General features: G+C 43.5%; 9 protein-coding genes. All 9 read left to right on the top strand.

From position 1 onward, the window contains the following. Window positions 1-18 precede the first annotated feature (18 nt). The 9 genes from RDV49_RS01375 (at window position 19) to RDV49_RS01335 (ending at window position 12,909) form a co-directional block, all read left to right on the top strand. Window positions 19-2,664, top strand: coding sequence for an alpha-mannosidase (locus RDV49_RS01375; protein ID WP_003009694.1), 2,646 nt, complete (start codon window positions 19-21; stop codon window positions 2,662-2,664). Between the two features lie 90 nt (window positions 2,665-2,754). After that, complete coding sequence (locus tag RDV49_RS01370; RefSeq protein ID WP_003009697.1) at window positions 2,755-3,624, top strand: ROK family protein; 870 nt, start codon at window positions 2,755-2,757, stop codon at window positions 3,622-3,624. After that, window positions 3,618-5,498, top strand: coding sequence for a beta-N-acetylhexosaminidase (locus RDV49_RS01365; RefSeq protein WP_003009699.1), 1,881 nt, complete (start codon window positions 3,618-3,620; stop codon window positions 5,496-5,498). The genes RDV49_RS01370 and RDV49_RS01365 overlap by 7 nt, the downstream gene beginning before the upstream one ends. A gap of 227 nt (window positions 5,499-5,725) precedes the next feature. Beyond that, window positions 5,726-6,655, top strand: coding sequence for an ABC transporter permease (locus tag RDV49_RS01360; protein WP_003009701.1), 930 nt, complete (start codon window positions 5,726-5,728; stop codon window positions 6,653-6,655). A 13-nt stretch (window positions 6,656-6,668) separates the two neighbouring features. After that, the gene (locus RDV49_RS01355) at window positions 6,669-7,601 is read left to right on the top strand and encodes a carbohydrate ABC transporter permease (RefSeq protein ID WP_003004100.1); all 933 of its coding nucleotides are present in this window, start codon (window positions 6,669-6,671) and stop codon (window positions 7,599-7,601) included. A gap of 79 nt (window positions 7,602-7,680) precedes the next feature. Continuing rightward, the gene (locus tag RDV49_RS01350; protein WP_003009706.1) at window positions 7,681-9,162 is read left to right on the top strand and encodes an ABC transporter substrate-binding protein; all 1,482 of its coding nucleotides are present in this window, start codon (window positions 7,681-7,683) and stop codon (window positions 9,160-9,162) included. 171 nt (window positions 9,163-9,333) lie between these two features. After that, complete coding sequence (locus RDV49_RS01345; protein ID WP_021154271.1) at window positions 9,334-9,945, top strand: YesL family protein; 612 nt, start codon at window positions 9,334-9,336, stop codon at window positions 9,943-9,945. A gap of 2 nt (window positions 9,946-9,947) precedes the next feature. Next, the gene (locus RDV49_RS01340) at window positions 9,948-11,594 is read left to right on the top strand and encodes a sensor histidine kinase (protein WP_003009711.1); all 1,647 of its coding nucleotides are present in this window, start codon (window positions 9,948-9,950) and stop codon (window positions 11,592-11,594) included. A gap of 10 nt (window positions 11,595-11,604) precedes the next feature. Further along, the gene (locus RDV49_RS01335; protein WP_003009715.1) at window positions 11,605-12,909 is read left to right on the top strand and encodes a response regulator transcription factor; all 1,305 of its coding nucleotides are present in this window, start codon (window positions 11,605-11,607) and stop codon (window positions 12,907-12,909) included. The last annotated feature ends 31 nt before the right edge of the window (window positions 12,910-12,940 follow it).

The raw sequence follows: 12,940 nt of genomic DNA, 5'->3' as shown, positions 1-12,940 counted from the left end.
TAGAATGAGGTTTTACTCATGGAAAATGTTGTTGTACATATTATCTCTCACAGCCACTGGGATCGTGAGTGGTATCTACCTTTTGAAAGTCACCGCATGCAATTGGTGGAACTCTTTGACAATCTCTTTGATCTTTTTGAAAATGACCCTGAATTCAAAAGTTTCCACTTAGATGGACAAACCATCGTCCTCGATGACTATTTAGAAATTCGCCCTGAAAATCGCGACAAGGTGCAGCGCTATATCGACGAGGGCAAGCTCAAGATTGGTCCCTTCTACATCTTGCAGGATGATTACTTGATCTCCAGCGAAGCCAATGTCCGCAATACCTTGATTGGCCAAGCTGAATGCGCTAAATGGGGCAAATCCACTCAGATTGGTTACTTCCCAGATACCTTTGGAAATATGGGGCAAGCACCTCAAATTCTTCAAAAATCAGGGATTCACGTAGCAGCCTTTGGGCGTGGGGTCAAACCAATCGGATTTGACAACCAGGTCCTCGAAGATGAGCAATTCACCTCTCAATTTTCTGAAATGTACTGGCAAGGGGCGGATGGTAGCCGTGTGCTGGGTATTCTCTTTGCCAACTGGTACAGTAACGGGAACGAAATTCCAGTGGATAAAGACGAAGCTTTGGCTTTCTGGAAACAAAAATTGGCAGATGTTCGCGACTATGCCTCAACCAACCAATGGTTAATGATGAACGGCTGCGACCACCAACCGGTTCAACGAAACTTGAGTGAAGCTATTCGCGTGGCCAACGAACTGTTCCCTGACGTGACCTTTATTCATAGCTCCTTTGATGAATATGTGCAAGCAGTGGAAAGTGCACTTCCCGAACAATTATCAACGGTTACGGGAGAATTGACCAGTCAGGAAACCGATGGTTGGTACACTCTTGCTAATACCTCTTCTTCACGTATTTACCTCAAACAAGCCTTCCAAGAAAACAGCAACTTGCTCGAGCAAGTGGTGGAACCTTTGACCATCATTACTGGTGGGCACAACCATAAGGATCAATTGACCTATGCTTGGAAGACACTCTTACAAAATGCGCCACACGATAGTATTTGTGGATGTAGCGTAGATGATGTTCACCGTGAAATGGAAGTTCGTTTTGCCAAGGTCAACCAAGTTGGAAACTTTGTCAAGACCAACCTTCTGAACGAATGGAAGGGTAAACTAGCAACTCAAAAAGCCCAGAGTGAGCACCTCTTTACGGTCATCAATACTGGCTTGCATAGTAAGGTAGATACCGTCAGCACGATTGTCGATGTAGCGGTTTGTCCATTTAAGGAATTGCACCCGACAGAGGGCTTCAAGAAAATGGCCGCTTTGAGCTTGCCAGACTACCACGTAGAAGATTTAGATGGGCATCTTGTAGAAGCAGAGATTGAAGACTTGGGAGCAAGCTTTGGCTATACCCTGCCTAAGGATAAATTCCGCCAACCCTATATTGCACGTCAAGTGCGCGTGACAATTCCAATTCACCTTGCACCACTTTCTTGGTCAAGCTTCCAATTAGTCGAAGGGCCAGCAGCACAAAGCGATGGTATCTTCCAAAATGGAGTTATTGATACTCCATTTGTAACCCTTAGTATCGATGATGGCTTAACCCTCTATGATAAAACGACCAATGAGGCTTATGAGGATTTCCTTCGTTTTGAAGATCGTGGGGATATCGGAAATGAATATATCTACTTCCAACCAAAAGGAACAGAGCCGATCTATGCGGAGTTAACAGCTTATGAGGTCTTGGAAAACAATGCTCGCTATGCCAAAATCTTGCTCAAGCATGACTTGACGATCCCGGTCAGCGCGGATGAACAATTGGATGCGGAGCAAAGAGGCATTATCGAGTTTATGAACCGCAAGGCAAGTCGCTCAGAAGAGCTGACAACGATCCCTCTTGAAACGGAGATGACCATTTTTGTAGATGATCCACAAATTCGCTTCAAGACGCGCTTTACCAATACTGCCAAAGACCACCGCATTCGTCTCTTGGTCAAAACTCATAACACACGCCCAAGTAATGATTCTGAAAGCATCTATGAAGTTGTTACAAGACCAAATAAACCAGCAGCTTCTTGGGAAAATCCTGAAAATCCACAACACCAACAAGCCTTTGTTAGCTTGTATGACGATGTTAAAGGAGTGACAGTAGCCAATAAAGGATTGCACGAATACGAAATCCTTGAAGACGACACCATGGCTGTAACCCTTCTCCGTGCTTCAGGTGAGCTAGGTGACTGGGGCTACTTCCCAACGCCAGAAGCACAATGTTTGCGGGACTTTGAGGTTGAATATGCAGTAGAATGCCATCAAGCTCAGGGGCGCTTCTCTGCTTATCGCCGGGCCAAAGCTTTGCAGACACCGATGACCAGCCTTCAAGTTGAAAAACAAGAAGGAAGTGTAGCAGCGTCTGGTAGCTTACTCAAGCATACAGCCTTGACGCATCCTCAGGTTTGTCCAACAGCCTTTAAGGTAGCAGAAAATGAAGAAGGTTACATCCTTCGCTATTACAACATGAGCCAAGAAAATGTGCGCGTGTCAGAAGGACAACAAACGGTTGTCGATCTTCTGGAACAACCGTATCCGGTCCATACAGGTTTATTGGCACCGCAAGAAATCCGGACAGAATGGATTAAAAAAGAAGAAGTATAGCTGGTTGCAGCTGAAGAAACAATAAAAGGAAAGGAGGAGCGAAAAAGTAAGAACCGACTGCTGACTCGCTCCTTTTTACAGGTAAAAGCAATGACCATTGCAACGATTGATATCGGAGGGACTGGCATTAAGTTTGCTAGTCTAACTCCTGATGGAAAGATTTTAGATAAGGCCAGCACCGCAACGCCAGAGACTCTGGAAGAGTTGCTAGCTTGGTTGGATCAGCGATTGTCAGAACGTGACTACCGTGGGATTGCCATGAGTGTGCCAGGAGCCGTTCATCAAGAAACAGGGGTAATTGAAGGGATCAGTGCCATTCCTTACATCCATGGTTTTTCATGGTATGAGGCGCTTGCTCATCATAAGCTTCCTATCCACCTAGAAAATGATGCCAACTGTGTTGGACTCAGTGAACTGCTAGCTCATCCTGAGATTGAAAATGCAGCCTGTGTCGTGATTGGTACAGGAATCGGTGGAGCCATGATTATCAATGGGAAGCTACACCGTGGTCGTCATGGTTTGGGCGGTGAGTTTGGCTACATGACCACAATCGAGCCCGCAGAAAGACTCAATAACTGGTCACAACTCGCTTCTACAGGAAACATGGTTCGCTATGTGATTGAAAAATCTGGTCAAACCGATTGGGATGGCCGCAAGGTGTACCAAGAGGCGGCAGCAGGTAATGCCCTTTGCCAAGAAGCTATTGAGCGCATGAATCGTAATCTTGCTCAAGGACTGCTCAATATCCAGTACCTGATTGATCCAGATGTGATTAGTCTAGGCGGCTCTATCAGTCAGAACCCTGATTTTATCAAAGGCGTGCAAAAAGCCGTAGATGCCTTTGTGGAAAGATATGAAGAATATACCATCGCTCCAGTCATTCAAGCTTGCACCTATCAGGCAGATGCCAATCTCTACGGTGCCCTTGTCAACTGGTTACAGGAGGAAAACCAATGGTAAGTTTTACCGGAATCAACAGTAAACAAGCGCAAGCTTTAGAGTTGCTCCAAAATCACATTTCTCTACCAGATGTAGAAGTGGCAGTCGCTCAGTCTGACCATGCTTCCATCTCTATCAAGGGGGAGAATGGGCAGTATCAATTGACCTACCGTAAACCTCATCAACTCTACCGTGCCTTATCTGTGCTCGCAACAGCTTTAGCAGAAGGGGACAAGGTAGAGATTGAAGAGCAGGCGGCCTATGAAGATTTAGCCTATATGGCGGACTGTTCGCGCAATGCCGTGCTCAATGTCGCATCTGCCAAGCAGATGATTGAAGTCTTGGCTCTGATGGGTTATTCAACCTTTGAGCTCTACATGGAAGACACTTATCAAATTGAAGGACAACCTTACTTTGGTTATTTCCGTGGAGCATACTCAGCTGAAGAGTTACAGGAAATCGAAAGCTACGCCCAGCAGTTTGACATGACCTTTGTGCCATGTATCCAAACTTTGGCTCACTTATCAGCCTTTGTCAAATGGGGCGTCAAAGAAGTGCAAGAGCTCCGCGATGTAGAAGATATCCTCCTCATCGGTGAAGAAAAAGTCTACGACCTGATTGACGGTATGTTTGCGACGTTATCTAAACTACAAACTCGCAAGGTCAATATCGGAATGGATGAAGCTCACCTGGTTGGTTTGGGTCGTTATCTTATCTTGAACGGTGTGGTGGATCGGAGTCTTCTCATGTGCCAACACTTGGAGCGCGTGCTGGATATCGCAGACAAGTATGGTTTCCACTGCCAGATGTGGAGCGATATGTTCTTCAAACTCATGTCAGCAGATGGCCAGTACGACCGTGATGTCGAAATTCCAGAAGAAACTCGTGTTTATCTTGACCGTCTCAAAGACCGTGTGACCTTGGTTTACTGGGATTATTATCAGGATAGCGAAGAAAAATACAATCGTAACTTCAGTAACCACCACAAGATTAACCAGGATATTGCCTTTGCAGGTGGGGCTTGGAAGTGGATTGGTTTCACACCACACAACCATTTCAGTCGTCTCATCGCTGTCGAAGCTAACAAAGCCTGCCGTGCCAATCAGATCAAAGAAGTCATTGTGACTGGTTGGGGAGATAATGGTGGTGAAACAGCTCAGTTCTCTATTCTGCCAAGCTTGCAAATCTGGGCAGAACTCAGCTACCGCAATGATTTAGACCGTTTGTCAGCTCATTTCAAGACCAATACAGGCTTATCGGTTGAGGACTTTATGCAACTTGATCTTGCCAACCTCTTGCCAGACCTACCAGATAATCTCAGTGGTATCAACCCTAATCGCTATGTCTTTTATCAGGATGTTCTCTGCCCAATCCTTGACAAGCACATGACTCCTGAGCAGGACAAACCACACTTTACCCAAGCAGCTGAGACTCTTGCTACTATCAAAGAAAAAGCAGGCATCTACGCTTATCTCTTTGAAACTCAGGCACAGTTGAATGCTATTTTAAGTAGTAAAGTGGATGTAGGCCGACGCATTCGTCAAGCCTATCAAAAAGGTGATAAAGAGAGCTTGCAACAAATTGCTAGGGAAGAATTACCAAAATTAAGAAGCCAGATTGAAACCTTCCACAAGCTCTTTAGCCACCAATGGTTGAAAGAAAACAAGGTCTTTGGCTTGGATACAGTAGACATTCGTATGGGTGGGCTCTTGCAACGGATCAAGCGCGCAGAAAGCCGCATTGAGGCTTATCTGTCTGATCAGATTGACCGCATCGACGAACTAGAAGTCGAAATCTTGCCATTTAATGATTTCTACGGGGATCAGGACTTCGCAGCCACAACGGCTAACCAGTGGCATACTATTGCGACTGCCTCAACCATTTATACAACGTAAAAAATGCCAAGTCGGATGACAGAAATCTCATCCGCGGTCGATAGGAGTAGAAGAGGAGCTGTCTTTACGAACACCCTTTTCTACTCCTTTTTTAAAGCTATGTCATAAATTTGTAGAATTTTTTCTATAATTAGGAGTTTGAAAATATAAATGGGCTATCTTATAATAGGTGATGTAAACGCTACCAAAGCAAATAAACACGCTCAAGGCTCAAAGGGGGGAGTTAAATGAAAAAGTTTGTAAGGACTCTGAGAGAAAATTTCATTTTTCTTTTAATGGTCTTACCTGGTGCAGCGTGGTTAATCTTATTCTTCTATATTCCGGTTTTTGGGAATATCGTAGCATTTAAGGACTATCATATCACAGGAGAGGGCTTCATTGACAGTGTCATGAAGAGTAAGTGGGTTGGCTTTGACAACTTCAAATTTCTCTTTAGTTCCAAAGATGCCTACATTATTACAAGAAACACGGTATTGTACAACTTAGGATTCATCTTCTTAGGATTGATTGTTTCCGTTGGGATCGCCATCATCTTTAGTGAGTTGAGATCAAAAAGAGTGGTCAAGGTGCTTCAAACCTCCATGCTCTTCCCGTACTTCCTATCATGGGTTATCATCAGCTTCTTCACCGATGCCTTCCTTAACGTGGACAAAGGATTGGTCAACCACATCTTAACTTCATTTGGTATGAAAGCCATCAATTTCTATTCGGAATTGTGGATCTGGCCAGCGCTTCTCCTCTTCTTAGGAATCTGGAAAGGCTTTGGTTATAGCAGTGTCATGTATTATGCAACCATCATGGGAATTGACCCAACTTACTATGAAGCAGCGACCGTGGATGGTGCGTCTAAGTGGCAACGCATTCGCAACATCACCATTCCTCAGTTGTCTTCCTTGATTACGGTTTTGACCATTCTTGCAGTCGGAAATATCTTCCGCGCAGACTTCGGTCTTTTCTACCAAATCCCGCATAATGCTGGAGCTCTCTATAGTGTAACCAACGTTATTGATGTTTATGTCTACAACGGTTTGACCAAGTCAGGGGATATCGGGATGACAGCAGCAGCCGGTCTTTACCAATCGGTAGTCGGGCTGGTTCTTGTGTTAATCTCAAATATCATTGCCCGTCGCATTGATAAGAATGCCGCTCTCTTCTAGAAAGGAGGATCGTATGAAAAAATCAACCATTCAAAAAGAAAAAATTGATAATGTCGGGATCCATTCTTTCAGTAAGAAGAGCAACTTCTTCTTTACCTTGTTGTTGACCTTGGTCGGCTTGACCTGTGTGCTTCCCTTCATCTTCGTTGTCATGATCTCTTTGACAGACGAACAAAGTTTGGCAGTCCATGGCTTCCAATTCTGGCCAGCAAAATTTGGATTTGATGGTTACCTCTTCTTGGTACAGTTCAAAGACAAAATCTTGCAAGCCCTCTTCATTACCTTGTTTGTGACCATTGTGGGAACAGCATGTAATGTCTTTATCACCACAACTTATGCTTACGCTATCTCACGGAGTACCTTTAAATACCGCAAGTTCTTTACCGTATTTTCACTCCTTAGTATGCTCTTTAGTGCAGGGTTGGTTCCAAGCTACATTGTCACCACTCAACTCTTGCAGTTAGGTGATACCATCGGGGCTTTGATTATCCCAATGTTGCTCAGTCCATTTAACATCATCTTGATGCGGACCTTCTTTAAACGGACCATTCCAGAAGCTATCCTTGAATCCGCTCGGATCGATGGGGCAAGTGAAACACGGATCTTCTTCCAAATCTGCTTGCCATTGTCTCTTCCAGGGATTGCGACCATCAGTTTGTTCACCGCTTTAGGGTTCTGGAATGACTGGTTCAACGCCCTCCTCTATATTAAGAGTGACAACCTTTACCCATTGCAATACCTCTTGATGCAAATCCAAAACAATATGGATTACATCGCTAAAAACGTCGGGGTATCCGGCCAATTGGCAGGAGCTGTACAATCCATCCCACGGGAAACAGGACGTATGGCCATGGTGGTTGTGGCAACAGTGCCAATCGCCATTCTCTATCCATTCTTCCAACGCTACTTTGTAAAAGGCTTGACCATCGGTGGTGTGAAAGAATAACATCGTTTATTGAAAATCAGCAGGATTTTCAACTCATAACTTAGTCTAAAAAGAAAATAACATAAAGGAGATTTTTCTTATGAAAAATTGGAAAAAATACGCGTTAGCATCTGCTAGTGTCATCGCTCTTGGAGCTACTCTTGCTGCTTGTGGAAACCTTACAGGGAACAACAAGAAGTCTGCAACAACTGAAGACGGTAAACCAATCATCAAGATGTACCAAATCGGTGATAAACCAGATAACTTGGATGTTCTTCTTAAAAATGCCAACAAGATCATTGAAAAGAAAGTTGGCGCAAAATTGGATATCCAATATCTTGGTTGGGGTGACTATGCACAAAAAATGAACGTTATCATCTCATCTGGTGAAAACTATGATATTGCCTTTGCTAATAACTATGTCATTAACGCTCAAAAAGGTGCTTATGCTGACTTGACAGAATTGTACAAGAAAGAAGGGAAAGACCTTTACAAAGCACTTGACCCAGCTTACATCAAAGGGAACACTGTAAACGGCAAGATCTATGCTGTTCCAGTAGCAGCTAACGTTGCATCTTCTCAAAACTTTGCATTTAACGGACCACTTCTTGAAAAATATGGTATCGACGTTTCAAACGTGAAAGACTATGCTTCTCTTGAACCAGTCTTGAAAGCCATCAAAGAAAAAGATCCAAACGTTGTTCCATTTGCAATGAACAAGAGCTACGGTGGACCTTCAGATGACTTTGACTATGTGGCTGTTGATGGACTTCCATTCGTTGTTGACTTGAAAGGTGACACTACTAAGATCGTTGACCGTTACACAATTCCTCGTTATGTAGAAAACTTGAAGACTCTTCACAAATACTACGAAGCAGGATACATTCCAAAAGACGTAGCAACGAGCGACACTGGTTATGATCTTTCTCAAGATACATGGTTGGTTCGTGAAGAAACAGTAGGGCCAGCTGACTACGGTAACAGCTTGCTTTCTCGTGTAGCAAACCGTAAGATCGAAATCAAACCATTTACTGAACTGTACAAGAAGAACAATACTACTCAAGTAGCTAACTTTGTTATCTCAAACAACTCTAAGAACAAAGAAAAAGCAATGGAAGTGTTGAACCTCTTGAACACTGATCCAGAACTCTTGAACGGCCTTGTTTATGGACCAGAAGGCAAGAACTGGGAAAAAGTTCCCGGCAAAGAAAACCGTGTCAAAGTCTTGGATGGCTACAACGGAAACACTCACATGTCTGGATGGAACACTGGTAACAACTGGATTCTTTACATCAACGAAAACGTAACAGATGAACAAATTGCACAATCTAAGAAAGACTTGGAAACTGCAAAAGAATCTCCAGCACTTGGCTTCATCTTTAACACAGATAAAGTGAAATCAGAAATCACTGCTCTTACAAATACTTTGAACCAATTCGCAGGTGCTATCAATACTGGTACTGTGGATCCTGAAGTAGAAGTTCCTAAGATGCTTGAAAAATTGAAATCAGAAGGTGCTTACCAAAAAGTGCTTGACGAAATGCAAAAACAATACGACGAATTCCTTGCTTCTAAAAAATAAGAACAGGTAGTTCGAAAAAGGCTTTGGAGGGATCTCCAGAGCCTTTTTGTGTCTTTATGAAAATGAATCTTGTAAATGAAAATCAATATTTCAATTTACCAATGCAAATAGGGGGAAAGCGTTTTATTTTTATGGTATAATAGAATCACTAATTGGAAAAGAGGCTGAATGATGGGAAAAATCATCGAGTTCATTTTTACGAGAGTCTATGTTGCCATGCTGGTAACAGGGATTTTTTGGGTCTTGACGATCTGTGGGGGTGTTCTGCTAGGAGTAGGACCCGCTAGTGCCACTATCATGAGCCTCTATGCGGAAAATGGCATGACCTACAAGGACTATCATTGGTCACGCGCTTGGGAACTCTTCAAAGAAAATCTACGCCCGGCTAATCAAGTCTTTTATACCTTCTTTGCCATTGAAGGGGTTCTTCTCTATGGCATGTACCTCATGATCCAGATTCCTCACTTGAATTTCTTCCAAATTTTGGTTCTTTTGTTTAATCTGGTTTTTCTCTTGGTTGCGCCTCTAGCTTACGCCGTTTATTTGAAATTGCAAGTTCATTTCGATCTCTCTTATGCCAATAGTATCAAGCTCAGTTTGATCGGAATGTTGCTGGACATTCGTCCGGTTCTGAAGTTCATCCTTGGAACTGCGCTACTTGGCGTCATTAGCTACTATATGCCAGCCCTTCTCTTTTTCGTCTTGATCGGTGTATGGCATTTCTTTGTCAATGATATCTTTGACCCTGTTTATCAAAACATCCACGAAAAATTGGTATCCTAACGATGAAAAAAATCTGGTTAAGTACGCTTTTAAAATTCTACGCCTATGTCATGGTGGTCATTTTGACCATTATGGGCCTGGTCGTCGCGGGGATCTCTTGGAAAAACCAGCAAGCTGAAGCCGACCGGATCTCCCAACGGGTCTTGACCGAAGTGGTGACGGATCTTGAGACCTCTTATCAACGGGTCACACAAGAAGGTCGTAGCCTCGTTGAGAACCCTGCAAAATTAGAAGGAGTTTATCGCTATTTTACCTTGTCACCATCGGAGTATGAGACTTGGCGATTGAATGCCCAATTCCCTTCTTATATCCAATTGTCCCTACATAAGAATATTGACAGTCTCTATTTGAGCAATAAAAACATCGAGGGTATCGATGTCACCTTGTCTGATTACAAGACGGTATTTGTCTCTACCCGGCAATCACAGGGAGGCAAGCAAGTCTCAGCGGACCATTACAAGGCTCCTGCGACAGCCATTCCGGTTCCTTTGACAGATCCGACTACGGGTGCTGGAGTTGGGATTGCTTATATGACGCTGAACCAAGAAATTTTGACGGCAGCGATTGATAACGCCAGGGGCGATCTTCCGATCGTTGTGCGGATCTTTACTCCCTTTGGGAAAGAGATGTACCATGAAGGGGATAAGGGGCAATCAAAGGATGTTAAATGGCAAACCCGTAGCACGATCTATGGCTACAAGGTGGATGTAGCTGTTTCTGAAAGTTATCTGGTCAAAAAGGGTCTAGCTAATCTGACCACTTTTCTCTCCATTGCTTTTCTAATTTTCTTGATCCTTTACTTGTTGTTAGGTCAGATTTTCAAAAATTACCGGCGTCAAGTCCTTGATTTGGTCGATACCATGAATCAGATCAGTCAAGGCGAGAGTGAACGACGGATTGATACCTCGACCAAGGACCAAGAACTGCTGGTTATTGGTAATATGATCAATACCATGTTAGACAATATGGATAAGAATATTCGGGATATCTACCAGCTACAGCTCAGCCAAAAAGATGCCAATATGCGGGCACTACAAGCCCAGATCAATCCCCACTTCATGTACAATACACTGGAATTTATCCGGATGTATGCCGTCATGCAAGAGCAGGATGAATTGGGTGATATTATCTATGAGTTTAGTAGTCTCTTGCGCAATAATATCTCAGACGAGCGAGTGACGACAGTTGAAAATGAGCTCGAATTTTGTCGCAAATACAGCTACCTCTGTATGGTGCGTTATCCAAAATCGATTGCTTATGGCTTTAAGATCGATCCAGGTTTGGAAAAGATGAAGATTCCCAAATTCACCATCCAGCCTTTGGTCGAGAACTATTTTGCGCATGGAGTGGATCACAAACGCAAGGACAATGTGATTAGTGTCAAAGTCTTGCAAGGAGAAGGGCAAGTCATGATCCTAGTTACTGATAATGGGCGTGGGATGGAAGAAGAACAGCTAGAAAAAATTCAAGAGATACTGGCCAATCGCAATCCCCGCTCAGAAATCGAAGAAAAGAGTGGCCGGCAGTCCATCGGAATTGTCAATGTCCATGAACGCATGCTACTCTATTTTGGAGATCGCTACCATATCCAAGTCTTCTCCCAACCTCACCATGGAGTGACCTATACGATAACCATTCAAGATGAATAAAGGAGACAGAATGTACAAAGTCTTATTAGTAGACGATGAGTATATGATTACAGAAGGGTTAAAAAAATTAATCCCCTTTGACCACTGGAATATGGAAGTGGTCGCAACTGCAGAAGACGCCGACCAGGCCCTTGATTATGTGCGAGAGCATCCGGTGGATGTGGTGATCACGGATGTCAATATGCCTGGAAAGACCGGACTTCAGATGATTGCAGAGATGAAGGATTTGATCCCAGATGCTGCTTTTATCATTATGTCAGGCTATCAGGATTTTGAATATGTCAAGACAGCTCTCAATTTGCGCGTGGCAGACTACCTGCTCAAACCTGTCAATAAGGTGGAGATGGGCAATATTCTAGAAAAAATTCAGCACCAAATCCAGCAACCAAGCCAAGAGTTGGCCAACCGCTTGATTCACGATGATATCTCTGAGGAAGAGTTTTGTCGGTATATCGCAGGACGAAATTCATTGTGGATTGGGGTTGCTAAGGAGAAAAAAGGCTTTATCAGCTCATCTTACCAAGTTCTCGGGCAAAATCTTCAACTCTTTATCTCAGATCAAGAAGAAGAAGCCATGATTGAGAAGGCCTTTGAGCCTCCTTATAAAGAGCACTTTCGTCAATTTAAGGACCTAGTAGAGCGGAGCCTCTTTTATGGAGCGACCCCTCTCAATCAAGATGAAGAGGTCTTCCATTACTACGAGCCGGCCTACCGGGTGATCATGCAAGGAAATATCCAACAGATCTTAGAAGAACTGGACTGGTTGGAAAAAATGATCCTTGAGAAGACACCCAAGGTTTCGTTGACCAAGCAGCTCTTTATCCAATTTTTGATGGATGTCTTTCATTTGTTTGAATACCTGCAAGGAGATGATTTGGCCGATGTGGTCAAGAAAGTCCAAGAAGCTGCTACCTTTAGCGAGATGATTAGCTTCATCCAGGAAGAGTTATCCCGTTTCTTATCCCACTATCGGATGAATGAAAATGTAGCGAGTGTCCTCCAAGTGATTAGCCGTGATTACCAAAAAGAGCTGTCGCTCAAGGATATCAGTCAGGCTCTCTTTATCAATCCAGTCTATTTAGGCCAATTGATTAAACGAGAAACCAATGCAACGTTCGCAGAACTCCTCAACAAACAGCGGATTAAGGCTGCCCAGCAGCTCCTCTTATCGACCAATGACAGTATTGAAGATATCTGCTATAAAGTCGGTTACAGCAATGTGGGCTATTTCTATAAGGTTTTCCGTAAACTCTGTGGAAAATCGCCTAAAACCTATCGCTTACAAGTCATGACAGAGCAAGCAGAAGATGATTAAAAGGCTGAGACGATTTGTCTCAGCCTTTTTA

The sequence above is a fragment of the Streptococcus parasanguinis genome, from assembly GCF_031582885.1.
GTDB lineage: Bacteria > Bacillota > Bacilli > Lactobacillales > Streptococcaceae > Streptococcus > Streptococcus parasanguinis_M.
This window is presented reverse-complemented; position numbering and strand designations above follow the sequence as displayed.